This is a genomic window from Flavobacterium sp. DSR2-3-3 (genome assembly GCF_049896585.1).
In the GTDB taxonomy this organism is placed as follows: Bacteria; Bacteroidota; Bacteroidia; order Flavobacteriales; family Flavobacteriaceae; genus Flavobacterium.
In genome coordinates this window covers 171,405-191,657 of the sequence record NZ_JAFCUP010000007.1, presented here as the reverse complement: position 1 = coordinate 191,657, position 20,253 = coordinate 171,405, and the positions used below count along the sequence as shown (strand labels likewise).

Genomic DNA, 20,253 nt, shown 5'->3' with positions numbered 1-20,253 from the left:
TTTTTTATCCTTCCATTTTGGCACTTAATTCAAACCAACGCTCTTCTTTAAGTTCCATCTTTTGGATTAGGTTTTGCAATTCATTTCCTTTTTTCTCAATATCGCTTGCGGCAATTTTCCCTTCCGAAAATAATTGTTCGATAGCTATTTTCTGAAGCTCTAAATCCTTGATTTCTTTCTCGGTTTTCTGGAATTCTTTTTGCTCATTGAACGTCAGGTTTCCAGTTGGATTGTTTTGTTTCCAGTCTTTCTTTTCGGCTTTGTTTTCCTCTTTTTGAGCTACATCGGTACTGTCTTCGTAGGCTCTGAAATCAGAATAGTTGCCGGGAAAATTTTCCACTACACCATCACCTCTAAAAATGAATAAGTGATCCACAATTTTATCCATAAAATAGCGGTCGTGAGAAACCACTAAAAGACAACCCGGAAAATCCAAAAGGAAGCTTTCCAAAACATTCAGCGTCACAATATCTAAATCATTCGTAGGCTCATCCAGAATCAAGAAGTTTGGATTCTGGATCAAAACTGTACACAAGTACAAACGTTTCAATTCTCCACCGCTCAATCTATCGACAAAATCATATTGTTTTTTAGCATCAAATAAGAAACGCTCTAACAATTGCGAAGCCGAAATTAATTTCCCTTTCATCAACGGAATAAATTCTCCATATTCCTTAATCACATCAATCACACGCTGACCGGGTTTCGGGTTGATTCCACTTTGTGTGTAGTACCCCACTTTTATTGTTTCACCAATCACCACTTTTCCACCATCAAGCGGAATAGTTCCAGTCAATAAATTTAAAAAAGTCGATTTTCCGGTTCCGTTTTTTCCAATGATTCCGATGCGTTCGCCACGTTGAAAATCAAAACTGAAATTATCCATAATCACATGATCCTTGAATTTTTTGGAAATTTTGTGAAGCTCGATAATCTTGCTTCCCATGCGTTCCATGTTGATTTCCAATTCTACTTTATTTTCACGACGGCGACTTTGTGCTTTTTCCTTAATGTCATAAAAATCATCTTGACGCGATTTTGACTTGGTTGTTCTCGCTTTTGGCTGGCGGCGCATCCATTCCAGTTCTTTCACAAAAAGATTCTGCGCTTTATCCACACTCGAGTTTTCGGAGGCAATGCGTTCCTCTTTTTTCTCTAGATAATAGGAGTAGTTTCCTTTGTATTGGTATAATTTTCCGTTGTCCAATTCGATGATTTCATTACAAACACGCTCCAGAAAGAAACGGTCGTGCGTCACCATAAACAACGTAATATTTTCTTTGGTAAAATAACTTTCCAACCATTCAATCATCTCTAAATCCAAGTGATTCGTAGGTTCATCCAAAATTAATAAGTCAGGACGATTGATCAAAATGATAGCCAGTGACAATCTTTTTTTCTGTCCACCCGAAAGATTTTTTACTTTCAGTTTGAAATTTTCCAACTTTAGTTTGAACAAAATTTGCTTGTACTGCGTTTCAAAATCCCAGGCGTTGTGCTGATCCATTCCGTCAAAAGCTTTTTGGTAAGCTTCTTCATCTTCTGGATTTTCTAATGCTTTTTCGTACGCTTCAATCACTTTCAAAGTCTCATTATCCGATGCGAAAATACTTTCTTCAATCGTCAATTCTTCCTGCAAATTGTTATTTTGCGAAAGGAAGGCCATTTTTATGCCTTTTCTTAAAACAACTTGTCCGGTATCTGATTCTTCAAGACCATTAATAATACTCATTATAGTCGTTTTTCCAGAACCATTTTTGGCTATGAAAGCAATTTTTTGATCTTTGTTAATTCCAAACGAGATGTCTTTAAACAGCGTACGTTCACCAAAAGATTTCGAGATATTTTCTACAGAAAGGTAATTCACAGGGCTAAATTTTTTGCAAAAGTAAGCTATTAAATACCGATTTGCCAATAGTTTAGTTGAATCTAAGTTTTCATTAACAATTATTGTTGTAGATAATTGGCTAAAAAAGCACTTAAATCAAATTGATGTAACTGCTGCGGGACATTAATGATTCGTTTTCTGGCGAAATTTTCATTGGTTAAAAAGTAATTAAATCCATCTAGCGTGCTGATCCCTTCCATCTGATGAAACGGAAGTGCAATTTTTATTTTTCTTTTGTTTCCGGAAAAAAAACCGGACTCATTGTAATCGTAAAACAAATAGATAAAAGGCGATAAAGACTTGCTGTAGCCGGTAAGCACCAGCAGCTTTTTTTCAGCTACATAGGTTGCTGCGGTAATTAATCCTTTTACATTATAGGATTCTTTTAGTTGTGCAATATGTTGACCGGGAAGCTTTGGAATCACATAAACACTAGTTCTTTTTTCTTTCCATTCTTTGGAAAACAAGTAAATACTGTCACCTGAAACAATAAAAGCTTCGCAATCAAAATTGGTTGTATTGGATTTGGTTTTGGTAAAATCTATTTGATTGGAATATGAAAACGAAAGCGTGTCGATTTTCTGATTGTTCTGCAAAAGCGAATGTTTTTCAACTCGTAATATATGAAGATCCTTTCTGTTTCCGGAGGCATTATTCCCAAAATCGCCAATGTAAAAGTAGTTTGCGTCCTGCGTAATTTCTTCCCAGTCGGTATTGGTTACGTTTTTTAATTCAATTTTATTTTTAATAACACCTTTTATGTTAATTGCATAAAGAGCCGTGTTAGTGTCATCGATATTGGTCCAAAAAAGAGAATCACTTTGTGTCAAACTGGAAGTTTCTTTGAGAATGGCATTTAATTTTACCGCATATATTGGTTTAATTCTTGCCGAAGCATAGTCACAACTTCCATCATTAACGCTGGCAGCTGGATTAAAATTTTTGGAAATTGGATCCGTGCAGCCCGAAATTTGAGCCTGTATGGAAATAATAGAAATCAGGAATAATAAGTAGAATATCTTTTTCAATGCATTAAAATATTTCAGATTCGTTACTATTCACCAAAAGTAATGGATTCTAAGGAATAAAAGAAGATTTGATCGTCCCGAAGAATTGGGATTGGTTTTATTTGCAGTTATTGTTTCCACTTTTCGTTGCAATCTTTGTTAATTCTTTTTAAAAATTTTCACTTCAGTCGGGGTTAGGGAGAAATATTTTTTTTGTGTTTTTTAAACTTTGAACCTTTGTCTTTGCATCGTAAAATATATCTTTGAAAAATGCAACTATCCGTCATCATCCTCAATTACAACGTTCGGTATTTTCTCGAACTATGTGTCTTAAGCGTGCAAAGTGCTTTAGAAACCATTGACGGTGAAATTATTGTAATCGATAATTATTCTTCCGATGATAGTTGTGCGATGATGGAAAAGCGTTTTCCAAATGTAAAACTCATTCAAAACAAAGAAAATCTAGGTTTTCCGAAAGGAAATAATATTGGTGTAGCGCATGCTAAAGGCGAATATATTTGCATTCTCAATCCGGATACTGTTGTCGCTGAAGATACCTTTACGAAAGTATTGGCTTTCGCCCAAAAACAATCGGATTTAGGAATTGTGGGTTGTAAACTTATTGATGGAGCCGGAAATTTTCTGCCCGAAAGCAAACGTGGCGTTCCTACTCCTTGGGTTGCTTTTACTAAAATCACGGGTTTGTATAAATTATTTACAAAGTCAGGAATATTCGGTAAATATTATGCACAACATTTAAATGAAAACCAAACAGGAAAAATAGCCATCCTCGTGGGTGCTTTTATGTTTTTGAAAAGAGATTTGTATCTTGACGTGGCCGGATTTGATGAAGACTGTTTTATGTATTCTGACGATATTGATTTGTCATATCGAATTTTGCAAAAAGGAAAGTCAAACTATTATTTTCATGAAACGACCGTAATCCACTTTAAAGGAGAAAGTACCGTTAGGGATGAAACGTACATGAAGCGTTTCCAAGAAGCGATGAACTTCTTTTACAAAAAGCATTTTAATTCTCGATCCCGAAGTTTTGGGACGGGATCGGTGTTTTTCTCGATTTTCATGAAAACGGGAATTGTATTTTTCTCTTTTGTAAAGATGTTTCAAGGAAAACTTTTCCAAAACTTCGGAATGAAAACAAATCCAAAATCATATCTGTTGTATTCGGCGAACGAAAAATTAGTAGAAAAACTGCGTTGGGTTTTACAAAATAAAGTCCAGTTTCATGATTTAAAAACAGAAAAAATGGTAATTTCGTCTTTTGTTAAAAGCAAAGTAGGTGCAGAAGTTATTTTGGACAACGAATATATAACCTTCAAAAAGTGTATAGAAATTTTCGAATATTCAAGGAATAAAGGATTTACCTTTAAAATTATACCAAAAAACGCTAATTTTTTAATAGGAAGTAACAATAGTAACGAGCGAGGTGAGATTATAGAAATAGAGTAAAAAATTGCATTTAATGTAATTTATATTTGAAATATTTAGTAATTTCGCAAACTGAAAATCAATATCACCTTTTAGGTTAACAATATGGCAAGATTTGAATTAAAACTTCCAAAAATGGGAGAAAGCGTTGCAGAAGCAACTATTACAAACTGGTTAAAAGAAGTTGGAGACAGAATTGAAGCTGACGAAGCCGTACTTGAAATTGCTACTGATAAAGTGGACAGTGAAGTGCCAAGCGAAGTTTCGGGAATTTTGGTAGAACAATTGTTCGGAAAAGACGATTTGGTTCAAGTGGGTCAGACTATCGCAATTATTGAAATTGAAGGTGGAGAATTAGTATCTATTGTAAAAGAAGCGGTTGCTCCCGACGTTATTGCTGAAGTGACAAAAACAGTGGATGACGGCAAAGAAAGTGTTGCAGCGCCGGTAGATTTCTCTGATTCTGAAAAATTCTTATCGCCATTAGTGAAAAACATTGCCAAAGAAGAAGGGGTTTCTGTTGCAGAATTAGCAGCAATTTCTGGAACAGGAAAAGAGGGAAGAGTTACTAAAAATGATATTTTAGATTACGTGAAAAATAGAACGAGCCAACCTGTAGTTTCGGCTCCCGTTGCAGTTCAAAAACCAATTGCAGCTCCAGTCGCTCAAAAAGCAGCTCCGGTATCTGTAAGTGGTGGTGATGAAATTATAGAAATGGACAGAATGCGCAAGCTTATTGCGGGTTACATGATCGCTTCGGTACAAACTTCAGCTCACGTTCAGTCGTTTATCGAAGTCGATGTGACGAATATTGTGAAATGGAGAGAGAAAAATAAAAATGCGTTCGAAAAAAGAGAAGGGGAGAAGTTGACCTATACGCCAATTTTCATGGAAGCAGTTGCGAAAGCGCTGAAAGATTATCCTGGAATGAATATTTCTGTGGATGGTGATTACATTATCAAGAAGAAAAATATTAATCTAGGAATGGCGGCTTCGTTACCAAACGGAAACTTAATTGTTCCTGTTATTAAAAATGCCGATCAGCTGAATTTGGTTGGAATGGCCAAAGCGGTAAACGATTTAGGAGGTCGTGCAAAAGCTGGAAAACTAAAACCGGACGATACTCAAGGCGGAACTTATACGGTTACCAATGTGGGAACTTTTGGAAGTGTTTTTGGTACGCCAATTTTGAATCAGCCGCAAGTGGGTATTTTAGCCCTTGGAGCAATTCGTAAAATGCCGGCAGTAATTGAAACCCCTGAAGGAGATTTTATCGGGATTCGCCAGAAAATGTTCTTATCGCACAGCTATGATCATAGAGTGGTCGATGGAGCTTTAGGAGGTAGTTTTGTGAAAAGAGTAGCGGAATACTTAGAAGCTTTTGATGTTAACAGAGATGTTTAAAAGTTTATAATTACTATAAAAACCCGATTGATTTTCAAAAATCAATCGGGTTTTCTTTTTTTGAGGTTTTTTGCAACTTTAAACGTTGAACTTTAAATAAAATTAAACCCAAATTTCTATATTTGTAGCCACACAAAATTTAAAAATGGAACTTAAACTCAATAAACCAATTTGCTTTTTCGACCTTGAAACCACAGGAATTGACATCGGAAAAGATAGAATTGTAGAAATCTCAATATTCAAAGTTTTTCCAAATGGAAACAAAGAAAGCAAAACATGGTTGGTAAATCCAACGATTCCAATTCCGCCGCAAACAACAGCGGTTCATGGAATCACCGATGAAAAAGTAGCGAATGAGCCTACTTTCAATGAATTGGCGGCGCAAGTTTATAACATGATTAAAGACAGTGATTTAGCTGGATTTAATTCGGATCGTTTTGATATTCCGTTATTGGCAGAGGAAATGTTACGTGCCGGAGTAGATTTTGACATGAAAAACAGAGTTTCAGTTGATGTTCAGACTGTTTTTCATAAAATGGAAGAACGAACATTGGGCGCAGCACACAAGTTTTATTGTGGAAAAACGCTTGAAAATGCACATTCAGCAGAAGCGGATACCATGGCCACTTACGAAATTTTGAAAGCACAATTGGATCGTTATCCGGAACTGGAAAATGACATGAAAGCATTATCCGAGTTTACAACAAGAAAGAAAATCGCTGATTTCGCTGGAATGATAGCTTTTGACAAAGACAATCAAGAAATCTTCACTTTTGGAAAACATAAAGGAGTAAAAGTGGATAAAATTTTGGAAACAGAACCCGGTTATTTCAGTTGGATACAAAATGCTGATTTTCCTTTGTACACCAAAAAAGTTTTAACGGCAATCAAACTTCGAAAATTAAATAATAAATTAAGCTAATTTTTGAATCCTTCAATCATTAAATTTTTTTTAATTAAAAAGAAATGAAAATAATCTGCATCGGTAGAAATTATACCAATCACATAGAGGAATTGCATAACGAAAGACCAACGGAACCAGTAGTTTTCATGAAGCCGGATTCGGCGGTTTTATTGAAACAACACCCATTTGTAATTCCGGAATTTTCGGAAGATGTACACCATGAAATTGAAATTATTGTCAAGATAAGTAAAGTGGGAAAATACATCGAACCTAAATTTGCTCATAAATATTATGACGAAATCAGTGTGGGAATTGATTTTACCGCTCGCGATTTACAGGATAAATTAAAAGCAAAAGGGTTGCCTTGGGAAAAAGCAAAAGCCTTTGACGGCTCTGCGGTCCTAGGTGAATTTTTGCCAAAAAATCAATTTAGTTCATTAGAAAATATTACTTTTGAATTAACCAACAATAATAAGACAGTACAAATAAGCAATTCTAGTTTTATGCTGTGGAAAATTGACGAACTGATTTCATATGTTTCTCAGTTTTTTACGTTAAAAATTGGCGATATTATTTTTACAGGAACCCCGGAAGGAGTCGCTGCTGTTAAGCCAGATGACGTTTTAGAGGGATTTTTAGAAGGACAACAACTATTTAGAATACAAGTAAAATAATGGCTATAAATTACAACCTGTCAAAAGTGTACGCACTTTCAGACAACGATCCTGAATTTGTAAATGAAATTTTGACTTTATTTGTTACCGAAGTTCCGGATGATTTACAACAAATAAAAGAGGGAATTAAAAAGAAAGACTACAACCATGCTTATGCTTTTGCGCACAAGATAAAACCAACCTTAGATTTGATGGGCTTAAACGTGGCTTTTGAAGAGATCCTTCAAGTCGAAGCCTGGACCAAAGCCGAAGGTAAAAAGAAAGATATAAAAGAAACTTTTAAGAGCGTAAAAAATCAAGTCAACGACGCTATCAAAGAAATTAAAAAAGACTTTAATTTGTAATCTTGCTCAACCACGCTATGAATATGGTTACAGCGTGGTCTGATTATCCGTTGCAAATGAAGTTCAATGAACTCCTATGAAAATAATTGTTAAATGAAGTAATCTCCCGAATAAAAATCGGGAGGATTTTCACTTTTATCCCTCACGCTAAAAAAACCGGAATGTAGTAATTTACGCAATTCTTTTTTTTAGATTGCAATCTCACAAAAAAAATATTCCAAAAAAATGAAAGCAACCATAGTTACTATTGGTGACGAAATTTTAATAGGTCAAATTGTCGATACGAATTCTGGTTTTATAGCCAAATCATTAGACAAAATTGGAGTTGAAATCAACGAAATGATTTCGATAAGTGATGATAAAAAGCACATTTTAGATACGTTTGCCTCGCTTCAAAACAAAGTAGATTTAGTGATTATTACGGGCGGTTTAGGACCAACAAAAGATGATGTGACTAAGAAAACTTTCTGTGATTATTTTGAAGACGAATTAATCATTGATAAAGCGGTCGAAAATCATGTAATTGAGCTTATTGAGCGTGTGATGAACAGAACAGCATCGCAAATCAATAGAGATCAGGCATTGGTTCCGTCTAAATGTACAGTTCTTCACAATCAGGTGGGTACCGCGCCAGGAATGTGGATGAAAAAGGAAAATACCGTTTTTATTTCGCTTCCTGGAGTTCCTTATGAAATGAAATATTTAGTAGAAAATGAAATCATCCCAAAAGTAATTCGGGAATACAAACGTCCTTATATTATCCATAAAACAATTCTCACATACGGACAGGGCGAAAGTTTGGTGGCGGAACGTATAGAGCTTTGGGAAAATAACCTACCTGAATTCATTAAATTGGCTTACTTGCCCGCACCAGGGAGAGTTCGTTTAAGGCTTTCCGCGCGAGGCATCGATAAAGAAAAACTAGAAGCTTCGATTGAAGAAAATGTAAAATTACTGGATGCAATCATACATGATATCATTGTGGGTTTTGATGAAGATGAAACTATTGAAGTGGTTGTAGGAAGGTTGCTGGGAAAACAAAACAAAACTATTTCTACTGCAGAAAGTTGTACGGGAGGTAAGATTGCGGAAGTTTTAACATCAGTTTCAGGTTCTTCAAAATATTTTAAAGGAAGTGTGATTTCCTATGCAACAGAGGTAAAAATTGATGTTTTGGGTATTCCTGAAAGCTTGATAACAGAATATTCTGTCGTGAGCCGAGAAGTAGTTTCAGCGATGGCTTTGAATGTGAAAACGATGATGAAAACAGATTATGCAATTGCGACAACAGGAAATGCCGGACCGTCAAAAGGGGAATCAAATGCAGAAATTGGAACAGTTTTTATTGCATTGGCTACTCCAAATGAAATAATTGTTGAAGAATTTAATTTTGGTCAACCCCGTGAAAAAGTGATAGATAGAGCGGTAAATAAAAGTTTGGAACTTTTACAGAAAGAAATTTTAAAAAATGTACGATAATATTGTTGGTTAATAGGTTTATTTTTCTTTTCTTTGCACCCTGATTTTGAATAACGATAAAAGATAAGTATAATGTCAAGAGTTTGTGACCTTACAGGTAAAAGAGCGATGGTAGGAAATAACGTTTCTCACGCTATGAACAAAACTAAGAGAAAATTTTCTGTAAACTTAGTTAAAAAGCGTTTTTATCTTCCAGAAGAAGATAGATGGATTACTCTAAGAGTAGCTGCATCTACGATAAAAACAATTAATAAAAATGGAATCGCTGCGGTTTTGAAAAAAGCACAGTCAGAAGGATTTATCAAATAATCTCTTCCAAAATAAAAAAATAGCAAGATGGCAAAGAAAGGTAATAGAATCCAGGTAATTTTAGAATGTACTGAGCACAAGACTTCAGGTGTTGCAGGAACTTCAAGATACATAACAACGAAGAACAAAAAGAATACTCCGGACAGATTAGAGATTAAAAAATTTAATCCAATCTTGAAACGTGTAACTGTTCACAAAGAAATTAAGTAATAATTAGAGATTTTAATAAAAGTCTCAAATGATCAGCATTTGAAGATTTTATTTAAATTTAAATAACATTTGAATCATGGCAAAGAAAACCGTAGCATCGTTACAAACATCTTCTAAGAGATTATCTAAAGCCATCAAAATGGTGAAATCTCCAAAAACAGGTGCATATACATTCGTAGAATCTATTATGACTCCTGAATCAGTGGATGAATTCTTGAAAAAGAAATAATCAACATTCATATTATATAGAAAAGCTACTTTCATTCGAAAGTAGCTTTTTTATTTTCTATATTTACTGGCAGAAAGTATATAAGTTCTTTGGACTTAAATGCTTCATTCCTAATACTATTTATACAATGAGTTTTTTCAAAAGAATATTTTCATCAGAGAAAAAAGACCCGAGCCTAAGCGAACAGGCGAAGCAAACATTAGACAAAGGTCTTGAAAAATCAAAAACAAATTTCTTTTCGAAGTTAACTAAAGCGGTTGCCGGAAAGTCAAAAGTAGATGATGAAGTCTTAGATAATTTAGAGGAAATCCTTGTGGCCTCAGATGTTGGCGTAAATACTACATTGAAAATAATCACTAGAATTGAAAGTCGCGTTGCTTCGGATAAATATCTTGGTATAGAAGAACTTAATCAAATTCTTAGGGAAGAGATTGCGGCTTTGTTATCCGAAACCAATTCTGGCGAAGCAACGGAATTTGTAATTCCCCTTCAGACTAAGCCTTATGTTTTAATGGTAGTTGGTGTTAATGGTGTTGGAAAAACAACTACCATTGGTAAATTAGCCTATCAATTTAAAAAAGCAGGTTATAATGTGGTTCTTGGTGCTGCCGATACTTTTCGGGCCGCTGCCATCGATCAATTGCAGATTTGGGCGGATCGAGTAGGCGTTCCAATTGTTCGTCAAGATATGGGAAGTGATCCGGCTTCGGTAGCTTTTGATACCTTACAATCAGCAGTGGCACAAAATGCGGATATCGTAATTATCGATACTGCGGGACGTTTACACAATAAAATTAATTTAATGAACGAATTGACCAAAGTAAAACGAGTGATGCAAAAAATTGTTGGTGATGCGCCACATGATGTATTATTAGTTTTGGATGGATCAACCGGTCAGAATGCTTTTGAACAAGCAAAACAATTTACAGCTGCGACAGAAGTTACTTGTTTAGCAGTTACTAAATTAGACGGAACCGCGAAAGGTGGCGTTGTAATTGGAATTTCGGATCAGTTTCAAATTCCTGTAAAGTATATTGGTGTAGGAGAAGGAATTGAGGATCTTCAGGTTTTCAATAAATACGAGTTTGTAGATAGTTTTTTTAAATAATAATAGGAATGAATTTTTCTTCTGTCAAAAATAGTAACCCAATTTATTTTTACTTTATAAGTATTGTTTCTTTTATTTTGGCCAACCTTATTCGAGACAAAAGTGTTGGTTTCTATTATTTTTTACTAATAATTGGTTTGATTTTCTTTGTTTTAGGTTTTATGAAACGTTTGAAAACTAAGTAAGTTTATTGGTATAAAGCACTAATTTTTTGCCACAAAATTTCATCAAAATCGGATAAAGCAAAAGTTGGATTATTTGGATTTGCAACATCTCCCATTCTGATAACGACCATTTTTTTGCTTGGAATAATATAGATTTTTTGATCGTATTTCCCCAGTGCCATAAACATATCTGCTGGAGCTGTTGGTATTAAACTGCCATTGAATTGCAGTTGGCTTTGCGGTAAATAATAACTTGTTTTTCCATTTAGCCACCATAAATAGCCGTATCCCAGATTTATAGGTTGTGAAGTGTTGGTAGCTTCATTGATAAAATTTTCATTCAATATCCTATTGCTTTCCCATTTTCCTTTGTTTCAGATTAACAAGCCAAAGCGTGCCATGGATCGAGTATTACTTCCATAAACGGAATTATTACCTAATTGAAACCATGCGCCGTCCATTCCTATTTTATCTTTTAATTTAGTATTGAAATAGGTATTCCAAGTTTGACCGCTGGCTAAAGCAATCACATCCTGTAATTTTACATATACATTATAATACGCCCAACGTGTTCCTGCTTCCGCTTTATATTTTAGGTTTGCTGGATCTACATCATCCGTACTGTCATCTAATCCGGAAGTCATAGTGAGTAAATGTTTATTTGTAATCAAGTTCTCTTTTGCTAAAGGCAAGCTGGTCCAACCGGTTCCTATGTATTGCGAAACTTTAGTATTGATGTTGATGAGGTTTTCTTGTTGTGCAATTCCTGTTACAGTTGATGTCAGCGTTTTTCCGGCGCTTGCCCAATGCCAAAAAGCATTCGCATCATGACCGTTGAAATACTGTTCCATTACGATTCTACCGTTGACAAGAATGATGAAAGATTTTGAATTTTTTAGTTCTAAATAATCCAATAACGGTTTCACGGCAATTTGTTTCCAACCTAAACTCGCTATTGATTTTGTTTCCCAAGTTGTGCTTGTCAAAGGCGGGAAATAGAGCGTTTCTGTAGGTGTTGGGGTTGTATTTGGTTCAGCAGTATCGGAACTGCAGCCACTACAAAATAGTACGATGAGGAAACTGTAGATTATTTTTGACATCTTGCTACTGATTTATTTCTAATTTGGTTAAGACCAAAAATATAGAAAATAGTTTAATGTGTTTCTGCTAATTTTGTTTTCTTTGAATTTAATAAGAGTAACTTTGTAGTATAAAATAAAGTTGTTGTTTCCTCAAATTATCTAGCCCTGATTGAAGCGGAAATCCTTTTTAGCCGCTTTTTTTGCGGATACAAAGATTGAAGCGGAAAGCAGGAAACAGCTCCTAAAAAATAATAATTATATGAACAAAACTTACAGCATTCTTTTGATAGCATTTCTTTTTGTGGCTTGTCAGCAAAAGATAAAACCAGAAGACATTTCAAAAATAAACGGATATTGGGAGGTTGAAAAGGTTGTTTTTGATTCCATAAAGGATAAGGAATACAAGATGAATGAAGTATATGATTATTTTGAAATAAATAAAAATAAAGGGATTCGGAAGAAAGTAATGCCGCAATTGGACGGGACTTTTTTAGTGAATGATGCTTATGAAAACGTAACGGTGCGATTTGATGGTGGAAAAGTATTCTTGGATTATTCGACACCGTACATGAAATGGAGTGAAGAATTGATTGCTTTGTCAGCGGAAGAATTAGTGCTGTTGAATAAGGAAAAAATAGAGTATCATTACAAAAAAGCAACACCGATAAATTTACTGGGCGATGGCAAAACGATTAAATAATCAGAGTACGATAGGGGATGTTTTGAAACAAATTATTCAAGTCAATAAACTGCAACCCGGAATGGATCAAATTGATGTCAAAGACGCCTGGAAAAACCTAATGGGCAATGGTGTCAATAGTTATACTAATAATGTAGTTTTGAAAGGAAGTACTTTGTATGTCGAGTTAACCTCGTCTGTTTTAAGGGAAGAATTAAGCCACGGAAAGTCCAAAATTGTCGCTATGATTAATGAGGAATTAAGACGTGATGTGGTGAAAGATGTGGTTTTGAGATAGTGTATAAGTGTTCCGTTTTTAGTTTTTGGTGTTCAGTGTTCATTAGTAAGTAAAAAAGATACTGCCAGTATAATTTATTACTTAGCATAAATAACGAAGCAGGTTTAAAATATTATTAAATGTTTAATTTGTGAAAATTATTTAAATTTTTGGTGAAGTATTTCTGCTGTGACGCAAAAGAGATTTACCGGAAACGAAAAGAGGTTTATGGGATTTCGCCATATAGTTTTACACAGAAGATGGCAATTGGGATTGCGTAGGCAATAGTATACGGGTTTTCTTTGTCAAAAATCTTAAAAATTTTGCGATTTAATTTATAACTAAAAACAAGATCCGCATACTAGTATAAAATCGTTAACGATACTGTGAGATTGCTGGTTGTTAAATCAGGAGAGTTAGCGTCGGGTGTTAATTTCAATTTAGGACATAAGAACACCTTATGGATACAGTGACATGAACGGCTTGTAGGTTAATACTTTTATGATAATTAATGCAGTGGATAATCGAACTTACTCTAAATTTCATTTTATTAGCGCAAAAGGAATTAGGAATTTTATCATTGAAGAAACGGCCAAAATGAAATCGCATAATATGAATTTAGTACAGCGCGATTTTTTTTTGAGAATATTGTGGCGAGAAATTTTCCAAAAGGAAACTTGCAGATTCAAATCCTGACCGAAGAACGGACGAATTCCCAAACTATTATTTAAATCCATTTGATGCAACGATAATGTGGCCTCAAGACGATTTTCATTAGATTAACGTTGGTTTTTTAGAGTTAAATCAAAATCCACCCTATTATTTTGAGGATATTGAGCACGTTGCATTTGCAATGGCGCAGGTGGTTGACGGAAGTGGAAACTCACATCATAAAATGTTGCAGGGTAAATTGTTGTAATATCCTGATTCGCAACGCCATCGTTTGGCAACTAATTATGAGCAAATTGCGGTAAATCGTTGTCCAGTTGCGAGCCATAATTACCAGCTGGATCGACAAATGAGAGTGGATGAGAATGGCGGCAGTAATCCGAATTATTTTCCAAAAAGTTTTGATGCTATGGAAATTGACCTCGCATATAAAGAACCGCCAATGGAAATTTTTAGTGATTTTGCGGGTTAGTACGACAGAAATTGCGAAGGAGAGAATGATCATTGAACGCAACGTGGAAATTTATTTAAAATCATGACTCCGGATTAACAACAAAATACGATACACAATAGTATTGCTCACATGTCTGGCATTGATGGTTTTAAAAAAGACAAAAAAGTAAACTGTCAATTGAGTCATTGGTATCGAGTAGACAGACGTTTTGGTGTTCGTATAGCTACCGTATTAGACGTTGATGTTGACTTGCTAGAAAGATAAAAATGTTGTCGAATTTAAATAAAAAATGCGCAGCAAACTGAGCATTTTTTTAGTTTTAGTCACTCTCTCCTTTGGAGAGTCATAAAGTTTCGGCAAGGGAGAGGATTTATAAAAATACCACCGTTTTGTTATTATAAACCATTGTTTTTCTCTCAGCATGTAGTTTTATAGCCCGTGCTAAAACCATGCGTTCCAGATCGCGCCCTTTCATAATAAAATCTTCTATAGAATGACTGTGTGAAACTCGGGCAATATCTTGCTCGATAATCGGACCTTCATCCAATCCTTCGGTTACATAATGACTGGTGGCACCAATGATTTTTACACCGCGTTTAAAAGCTGAATGATAGGGTTTTGCTCCGGGAAATGCCGGAAGAAAAGAATGATGAATATTGATAATTTGATTCTTGTATTGCGCAATCAAATTGGGCGTTATAATTTGCATGTAGCGTGCCAAAACAATGAAGTCAACATTATACTGCTTCAGTAAATCCAGCTGTTTTTGTTCCCCTTCGGCTTTTATCTCTTTAGTGAAAGGAACATAATGAAACGGAATTGAAAAACGTTCCGCCACTGATCTTAAATCTTCATGGTTGCCGATGATCAAAGGAATTTCAAGAGGCAGTTCACCAGCACTGTAGCGTCCTAAAATGTCATACAGACAATGCTCGTATTTGGAAACAAACAAAGCCATTTTTGGTTTTTCTTCTTGAGTATACATTTCCCACGACATATTGAAAGGAGAAGCTAACTTATCTTGAAAATCAGTTTTAATAGCTTCAATATTCCAATTTTTGGCGCTGAATTCACATTCTAAGCGCATGAAAAATACATTTTCATCGGCATCAACATGTTGATCTAAATACGTAATATTTCCATCAATAACGGAAATATAATTTGTAACGGAGGCAATAATTGCTTTTTGATCTTCGCAATGAATTAGGATAGTAATTTTCTGCATAAGACGTCTTTTTCAGCTTAGTTCTTAGTAATAAGTAGCGTTTTTCAAAATTAAACGTATTTGTTTTGTAAAAAAGTTTGATTTGGCTGTTTTATGTTATGAAAACAACCAAATTTCAATCTATTTGTTGTCCTGCATTGCAAAAACTTTCTGCAATAAAACAGATGTTCTTGACACTATATTGGTTCTAATGTTTTTCTCCTCAACGGCAACCATCTTAAAAACACCATTCAATGCTTGATTGGTCACATAATCCGTCAAGTCAGGATTCACTTTATTCACTAAAGGAATGCTGTTGTATTTTGTAATAATGTTGGTCCAAACTTTATCGGCACCTACTTTAGTGAACGAATTTTTAATCACGGGATTAAATTTTCCGTACAAAGCAGTCGAAGTGCTGTTTTGTAAATAATTGGTGGCCGAACTTTCATTTCCCATCAAAATGGATCTGGCATCCATAAAAGTCATGTTTCTTACGGCGTCTACAAATATTGGAGTCGCTTCCTTCACCGCATCTTCAGCAGCACGATTCAATACTTTCAAACCTTCATCAGCCAGAGAGCTCAATCCAATTCTTCTCAAACCCGCGTCTACTTTTCTCAATTCTTCCGGCAATAAAATTTTCACGGCTTCATTTCTGTAAAAACCATCGGTGGTAGTCAATTTGGTGACTTGTTTCGAAATCCCATTGTTAAGGGCTTCTTTTAAACCACCAGCAATATCAACACCACCAATTCCTTGTGTTTGGGGGAATTGATTCAAAACTTGTTGCATTTCGGCACAACTCGAAAGCGAAATTGCTACCGCTAAAATTAAAATTTTCTTCATCGTAATTATTTTATTAGTTTACTTTCTGTGTTTGCCATTTGGCATTTGTAAAAATACTGTTTATTCAAAAACAAAGCCAACTATTCTTTAAGAGCACAAATTTTGGTTTTATTAATCGTAATTGGTCCCGCTTTCCGCTGTATCCTCGCTGAAAAAGCGAGGGATGCCGCTTCAATCGGGGCTAAATAACAAAATTCGACCTTATTTATTAACAACAAGCAGCAACGACAAATAATTTTTAAAATAAAATCGTAAATTGCCGACTTAAATTATCATATTCATAAAATGGAACTCGTAAAACCGTATATCCCTATTAATAAAGTAAGAATTGTAACCGCTGCGGCCCTTTTTGATGGTCACGATGCAGCAATTAACATCATGCGAAGAATTATTCAGTCAACAGGTGTGGAGGTGATCCATTTAGGTCACGACCGCAGTGTTGAAGAAGTTGTCAACACAGCTATCCAAGAAGACGCCAATGCAATTGCAATAACTTCTTACCAAGGAGGACATAACGAATATTTTAAATATATGTATGACTTGCTTCAAGAAAAAGGAGCAGGGCAAATCAAGATATTTGGTGGTGGTGGAGGCGTAATTCTGCCTTCTGAAATAGCCGAATTGCAAGCGTACGGAATTACGAGAATTTATGCTCCGGATGACGGACGTGCGATGGGCTTGCAGGGAATGATTAACGATTTGGTACAAAAATCTGATTATCCGGTTGGAGATAAACTGACTGATGAAATCAATCATTTAGACGAAAAGAATCCAAAAGCAATTGCCAGAATCATCTCGTCAGCAGAAAATTTTCCGGATGTTGCTGCCAATACATTGGAGGCCATACAAAAAAAGAATATCGATTGTAAAACTCCAGTTCTTGGAATTACAGGAACGGGCGGAGCAGGAAAATCTTCTTTGGTAGATGAATTAGTGCGTCGTTTTCTAATTGATTTCCCAGAAAAAACTATCGGATTAATATCGGTTGATCCATCCAAACGTAAAACGGGTGGAGCTCTTCTAGGCGATAGAATCCGAATGAATGCTATCAATAATCCCCGTGTTTACATGCGTTCGTTGGCTACACGCCAATCGAATCTGGCTTTGTCTAAATATGTTGCTGATGCAATTCAAGTAATAAAAGCAGCAAATTATGACATTATAATTCTGGAGACTTCGGGAATCGGGCAATCGGATACGGAAATTATGGACCATTCCGATGTGTCCTTATATGTAATGACACCTGAATTTGGTGCTGCAACGCAATTGGAAAAAATCGACATGCTTGATTTTGCAGACTTGGTAGCAATAAACAAATTTGACAAACGTGGTTCTCTTGATGCATTGAGAGACGTGAAAAAACAATACCAACGAAACCATAATCTTTGGGATGCTAATTTAGATACTCTTCCCGTTTTTGGGACCATTGCCTCGCAGTTTAATGATCCGGGAATGAATACGTTGTACAAAGCGATTATGGACAAAGTTCATGAAAAAACGAATTCTGATTTGAAATCAACGTTCCAAATCACTCGTGAAATGAGCGAGAAGATTTTTGTTATTCCACCACACAGAACACGTTACTTGTCTGAAATTGCTGAAAGCAACCGTAAATACGATGATACGGCAGTTAGTCAGGAACAAGTGGCTCAAAAATTATATGGGATTTACAAAACGATTGAAACGGTTGCCAAGAAAATTCCTGAAATAAACAAAGCAGGAATTAATGACGATTCGGTTTTGCCGACGGTTTTAGAATCTGTAAAAGTTGGTGCGGCTGAGGACAAAATCTTTTTGAACCTTTTACTAAATCAATTCGATAAAGTAAAAATGGATTTGGATCCTCACAATTGGGAAATCATTTTGACTTGGGATGAGAAAGTAAACAAGTACAAGAATCCAGTTTATACCTTTAAAGTTCGTGACAGGGAAATAAAAATGGCTACTCATACGGAGTCACTTTCACATTCCCAAATTCCGAAAATCGCGTTACCAAAGTACAAAGCTTGGGGTGATATTTTACGTTGGTGTTTGCAGGAAAATGTTCCTGGAGAATTTCCTTTTACGGCAGGATTGTATCCTTTCAAACGCGAAGGAGAAGATCCTTCTCGTATGTTTGCGGGAGAAGGCGGACCGGAAAGAACCAACAAACGTTTTCATTATGTAAGCGCGGGATTGCCGGCAAAACGATTGTCAACGGCTTTTGACAGCGTGACTTTATACGGAAACGACCCACACGTACGTCCTGATATTTATGGAAAAATAGGTAATGCCGGAGTTTCTATTTGCTGTTTGGACGATGCCAAAAAATTATATTCTGGTTTTGATTTGGTTCATGCCATGACTTCGGTGAGTATGACTATTAATGGACCGGCGCCGATGTTATTAGGCTTTTTCATGAATGCTGCGATTGACCAACAATGTGAGTTTTACATCAAAGAAAATAGTCTTGAAAAAGAAGTTGAGCTAGAAATCAACAAAATATATGCAGCAAAAGGAATTGAAAGACCACATTACCAAGGTGATTTACCAGAAGGAAATAACGGTTTAGGGTTGATGCTTTTGGGCGTAACCGGAGATCAGGTTTTACCGTTGGAGGTGTATAACGAAATTAAAGCAAGAACGTTATCTCAAGTCCGTGGAACTGTTCAGGCTGATATTTTGAAAGAAGATCAGGCACAAAACACTTGTATTTTTTCTACTGAATTTGCACTTCGATTAATGGGTGACGTGCAGGAATATTTCATTACTAAGAATGTTAGAAACTTTTATTCGGTTTCTATTTCAGGATATCATATTGCTGAAGCTGGAGCAAATCCTATCACGCAATTGGCTTTCACACTTTCAAATGGTTTCACCTATGTGGAATATTATTTGAGTCGTGGAATGAACATCAATGATTTTGGACCCAACTTATCATTCTTCTTTTCGAATGGTGTTGATCCGGAATATGCGGTTATCGGTCGTGTGGCACGTAAAATTTGGGCGAAAGCCATGAAAAATAAATACGGAGCTAACGAACGTGCGCAAATGTTGAAATACCATATTCAAACTTCGGGACGTTCACTTCACGCACAAGAAATTGATTTTAATGATATTCGTACCACATTACAAGCGTTGTATGCGATTTATGATAACTGTAATTCTTTGCATACCAATGCGTATGACGAAGCAATCACAACGCCTACGGAAGAATCTGTACGTCGTGCGATGGCAATTCAGTTGATTATTAATAAAGAATTAGGATTGGCCAAAAACGAAAACCCAATTCAAGGTGCTTTCATTATTGAAGAGCTAACTGATTTAGTGGAAGCTGCGGTTTTACAGGAATTCGACCGACTTACAGAACGTGGCGGCGTTCTTGGCGCGATGGAAACGATGTACCAACGTTCTAAAATTCAGGAAGAAAGTTTGTATTACGAGACTTTGAAACATACGGGTGAATTTCCAATTATTGGGGTAAATACATTTTTGAGTTCTAAAGGTTCTCCAACGGTGATTCCAGCAGAAGTAATTCGTGCCACCGAAGAAGAAAAACAATACCAAATTGATATGTTGAATCTTTTACACCAGTCCAATCAGGATTTAGTGAATGAGCATTTAAATACGCTTCAGGAAGCAGCCATTAAAAATGAAAACTTATTTGAACACCTAATGGAAGCAACTAAGGTTTGTTCTTTAGGACAAATTACTTCTGCTTTATTTGAGGTTGGTGGCCAATATAGACGTAATATGTAAACGGAGAACCACTTTTTGGATAGCAGAAAGTGTGTGAATCGATTATCCCGCTTTCAAGCGGGCGTGATCTAATTTTTTTTTTTAAAAGACCTTACAGTAATGAGAGGTCTTTTTTTGTTCATGTAATTATTG

Annotated in this window: 19 protein-coding genes and 3 pseudogenes; 17 read left to right on the top strand and 5 right to left on the bottom strand. The window is 35.6% G+C overall.

Annotated elements, in window-relative coordinates:
* Positions 1–4: 4 nt before the first annotated feature.
* Positions 5–1,867: an ABC-F family ATP-binding cassette domain-containing protein gene (locus ACP7AQ_RS11460; protein ID WP_426095533.1), complete on the bottom strand. Its 1,863-nt coding sequence runs from the start codon at positions 1,865–1,867 to the stop codon at positions 5–7.
* Positions 1,868–1,947: 80 nt separating this feature from the next.
* Positions 1,948–2,916, bottom strand: coding sequence for a T9SS C-terminal target domain-containing protein (locus ACP7AQ_RS11455; RefSeq protein WP_426095532.1), 969 nt, complete (start codon positions 2,914–2,916; stop codon positions 1,948–1,950).
* 249 nt (positions 2,917–3,165) lie between these two features.
* Here ACP7AQ_RS11455 and ACP7AQ_RS11450 point away from each other — a divergent pair, with 249 nt between their 5' ends.
* The 10 genes from ACP7AQ_RS11450 to ftsY all read left to right on the top strand — a co-directional run bounded on the left by ACP7AQ_RS11450 (position 3,166) and on the right by ftsY (position 11,005).
* The gene (locus ACP7AQ_RS11450) at positions 3,166–4,365 is read left to right on the top strand and encodes a glycosyltransferase family 2 protein (protein WP_426095531.1); all 1,200 of its coding nucleotides are present in this window, start codon (positions 3,166–3,168) and stop codon (positions 4,363–4,365) included.
* Positions 4,366–4,449: 84 nt separating this feature from the next.
* Positions 4,450–5,748: a dihydrolipoamide acetyltransferase family protein gene (locus ACP7AQ_RS11445; RefSeq protein WP_426092491.1), complete on the top strand. Its 1,299-nt coding sequence runs from the start codon at positions 4,450–4,452 to the stop codon at positions 5,746–5,748.
* 145 nt (positions 5,749–5,893) lie between these two features.
* Complete coding sequence (locus tag ACP7AQ_RS11440) at positions 5,894–6,670, top strand: exonuclease domain-containing protein (protein WP_426064585.1); 777 nt, start codon at positions 5,894–5,896, stop codon at positions 6,668–6,670.
* 44 nt (positions 6,671–6,714) lie between these two features.
* Entirely contained in the window at positions 6,715–7,326 is a 612-nt protein-coding gene (locus ACP7AQ_RS11435) for a fumarylacetoacetate hydrolase family protein (RefSeq protein WP_426064587.1), read from the top strand.
* Complete coding sequence (locus ACP7AQ_RS11430) at positions 7,326–7,670, top strand: Hpt domain-containing protein (RefSeq protein ID WP_426064588.1); 345 nt, start codon at positions 7,326–7,328, stop codon at positions 7,668–7,670. The genes ACP7AQ_RS11435 and ACP7AQ_RS11430 overlap by 1 nt, the downstream gene beginning before the upstream one ends.
* A gap of 225 nt (positions 7,671–7,895) precedes the next feature.
* A complete protein-coding gene (locus ACP7AQ_RS11425; protein WP_426095530.1) occupies positions 7,896–9,149 on the top strand; it encodes a CinA family nicotinamide mononucleotide deamidase-related protein in 1,254 nt (417 codons plus the stop codon).
* A gap of 72 nt (positions 9,150–9,221) precedes the next feature.
* On the top strand, positions 9,222–9,458 hold the full coding sequence (gene rpmB / locus ACP7AQ_RS11420) for a 50S ribosomal protein L28 (protein ID WP_024980263.1): 237 nt from the start codon (positions 9,222–9,224) through the stop codon (positions 9,456–9,458).
* Positions 9,459–9,485: 27 nt separating this feature from the next.
* Positions 9,486–9,668: a 50S ribosomal protein L33 gene (rpmG, locus tag ACP7AQ_RS11415; RefSeq protein ID WP_017495179.1), complete on the top strand. Its 183-nt coding sequence runs from the start codon at positions 9,486–9,488 to the stop codon at positions 9,666–9,668.
* A 76-nt stretch (positions 9,669–9,744) separates the two neighbouring features.
* Complete coding sequence (locus ACP7AQ_RS11410) at positions 9,745–9,897, top strand: DUF4295 domain-containing protein (RefSeq protein ID WP_091205215.1); 153 nt, start codon at positions 9,745–9,747, stop codon at positions 9,895–9,897.
* 127 nt (positions 9,898–10,024) lie between these two features.
* Positions 10,025–11,005, top strand: coding sequence for a signal recognition particle-docking protein FtsY (ftsY, locus tag ACP7AQ_RS11405; protein ID WP_426095529.1), 981 nt, complete (start codon positions 10,025–10,027; stop codon positions 11,003–11,005).
* A gap of 187 nt (positions 11,006–11,192) precedes the next feature.
* On the opposite strand, the pseudogene ACP7AQ_RS11400 reads toward ftsY, so the two are convergent.
* Positions 11,193–12,269, bottom strand: a pseudogene (locus ACP7AQ_RS11400) (serine hydrolase domain-containing protein).
* 241 nt (positions 12,270–12,510) lie between these two features.
* Here ACP7AQ_RS11400 and ACP7AQ_RS11395 point away from each other — a divergent pair.
* The 6 genes and pseudogenes from ACP7AQ_RS11395 (at position 12,511) to ACP7AQ_RS11370 (ending at position 14,594) form a co-directional block, all read left to right on the top strand.
* Entirely contained in the window at positions 12,511–12,951 is a 441-nt protein-coding gene (locus tag ACP7AQ_RS11395) for a lipocalin family protein (RefSeq protein WP_426095528.1), read from the top strand.
* A complete protein-coding gene (locus tag ACP7AQ_RS11390) occupies positions 12,932–13,228 on the top strand; it encodes a DUF721 domain-containing protein (protein WP_073355171.1) in 297 nt (98 codons plus the stop codon). The genes ACP7AQ_RS11395 and ACP7AQ_RS11390 overlap by 20 nt, the downstream gene beginning before the upstream one ends.
* A 238-nt stretch (positions 13,229–13,466) precedes the next feature.
* A pseudogene (locus tag ACP7AQ_RS11385) lies at positions 13,467–13,541 on the top strand (hypothetical protein); the annotation flags it as partial.
* Positions 13,542–13,708: 167 nt separating this feature from the next.
* Positions 13,709–13,903 carry a catalase gene (locus tag ACP7AQ_RS11380; RefSeq protein WP_426095527.1) on the top strand — a complete coding sequence of 65 codons (195 nt, stop codon included), beginning with the start codon at positions 13,709–13,711 and terminating at the stop codon, positions 13,901–13,903.
* 82 nt (positions 13,904–13,985) lie between these two features.
* Positions 13,986–14,348, top strand: a pseudogene (locus tag ACP7AQ_RS11375) (catalase).
* A gap of 111 nt (positions 14,349–14,459) precedes the next feature.
* Positions 14,460–14,594 carry a hypothetical protein gene (locus ACP7AQ_RS11370; RefSeq protein ID WP_426095526.1) on the top strand — a complete coding sequence of 45 codons (135 nt, stop codon included), beginning with the start codon at positions 14,460–14,462 and terminating at the stop codon, positions 14,592–14,594.
* A gap of 106 nt (positions 14,595–14,700) precedes the next feature.
* Here ACP7AQ_RS11370 and purU read toward each other — a convergent pair whose 3' ends face one another.
* Together purU and ACP7AQ_RS11360 are read right to left on the bottom strand one after the other, a co-directional pair.
* A complete protein-coding gene (gene purU / locus ACP7AQ_RS11365; protein ID WP_426095525.1) occupies positions 14,701–15,555 on the bottom strand; it encodes a formyltetrahydrofolate deformylase in 855 nt (284 codons plus the stop codon).
* A 120-nt stretch (positions 15,556–15,675) separates the two neighbouring features.
* Positions 15,676–16,383, bottom strand: a complete 708-nt coding sequence (locus ACP7AQ_RS11360; protein ID WP_426092498.1) for a DUF4197 domain-containing protein — start codon at positions 16,381–16,383, stop codon at positions 15,676–15,678.
* A gap of 285 nt (positions 16,384–16,668) precedes the next feature.
* Here ACP7AQ_RS11360 and ACP7AQ_RS11355 point away from each other — a divergent pair, with 285 nt between their 5' ends.
* Complete coding sequence (locus ACP7AQ_RS11355; RefSeq protein WP_426095524.1) at positions 16,669–20,121, top strand: methylmalonyl-CoA mutase family protein; 3,453 nt, start codon at positions 16,669–16,671, stop codon at positions 20,119–20,121.
* The last annotated feature ends 132 nt before the right edge of the window (positions 20,122–20,253 follow it).

Excerpts from the sequence above, each read along its gene's own strand:
- purU (WP_426095525.1), bottom strand. The coding sequence starts at position 15,555 with ATGCAGAAAATTACTATCCTAATTCATTGCGAAGATCAAAAAGCAATT.
- ACP7AQ_RS11370 (WP_426095526.1), top strand. The coding sequence starts at position 14,460 with ATGTCTGGCATTGATGGTTTTAAAAAAGACAAAAAAGTAAACTGTCAA.
- rpmG (WP_017495179.1), top strand. The coding sequence starts at position 9,486 with ATGGCAAAGAAAGGTAATAGAATCCAGGTAATTTTAGAATGTACTGAG.
- ACP7AQ_RS11395 (WP_426095528.1), top strand. The coding sequence starts at position 12,511 with ATGAACAAAACTTACAGCATTCTTTTGATAGCATTTCTTTTTGTGGCT.
- ACP7AQ_RS11360 (WP_426092498.1), bottom strand. The coding sequence starts at position 16,383 with ATGAAGAAAATTTTAATTTTAGCGGTAGCAATTTCGCTTTCGAGTTGT.
- ACP7AQ_RS11435 (WP_426064587.1), top strand. The coding sequence starts at position 6,715 with ATGAAAATAATCTGCATCGGTAGAAATTATACCAATCACATAGAGGAA.
- ACP7AQ_RS11380 (WP_426095527.1), top strand. The coding sequence starts at position 13,709 with ATGATAATTAATGCAGTGGATAATCGAACTTACTCTAAATTTCATTTT.
- rpmB (WP_024980263.1), top strand. The coding sequence starts at position 9,222 with ATGTCAAGAGTTTGTGACCTTACAGGTAAAAGAGCGATGGTAGGAAAT.
- ACP7AQ_RS11390 (WP_073355171.1), top strand. The coding sequence starts at position 12,932 with ATGGCAAAACGATTAAATAATCAGAGTACGATAGGGGATGTTTTGAAA.
- ACP7AQ_RS11410 (WP_091205215.1), top strand. The coding sequence starts at position 9,745 with ATGGCAAAGAAAACCGTAGCATCGTTACAAACATCTTCTAAGAGATTA.
- ftsY (WP_426095529.1), top strand. The coding sequence starts at position 10,025 with ATGAGTTTTTTCAAAAGAATATTTTCATCAGAGAAAAAAGACCCGAGC.
- ACP7AQ_RS11445 (WP_426092491.1), top strand. The coding sequence starts at position 4,450 with ATGGCAAGATTTGAATTAAAACTTCCAAAAATGGGAGAAAGCGTTGCA.
- ACP7AQ_RS11450 (WP_426095531.1), top strand. The coding sequence starts at position 3,166 with ATGCAACTATCCGTCATCATCCTCAATTACAACGTTCGGTATTTTCTC.
- ACP7AQ_RS11430 (WP_426064588.1), top strand. The coding sequence starts at position 7,326 with ATGGCTATAAATTACAACCTGTCAAAAGTGTACGCACTTTCAGACAAC.
- ACP7AQ_RS11440 (WP_426064585.1), top strand. The coding sequence starts at position 5,894 with ATGGAACTTAAACTCAATAAACCAATTTGCTTTTTCGACCTTGAAACC.
- ACP7AQ_RS11425 (WP_426095530.1), top strand. The coding sequence starts at position 7,896 with ATGAAAGCAACCATAGTTACTATTGGTGACGAAATTTTAATAGGTCAA.
- ACP7AQ_RS11355 (WP_426095524.1), top strand. The coding sequence starts at position 16,669 with ATGGAACTCGTAAAACCGTATATCCCTATTAATAAAGTAAGAATTGTA.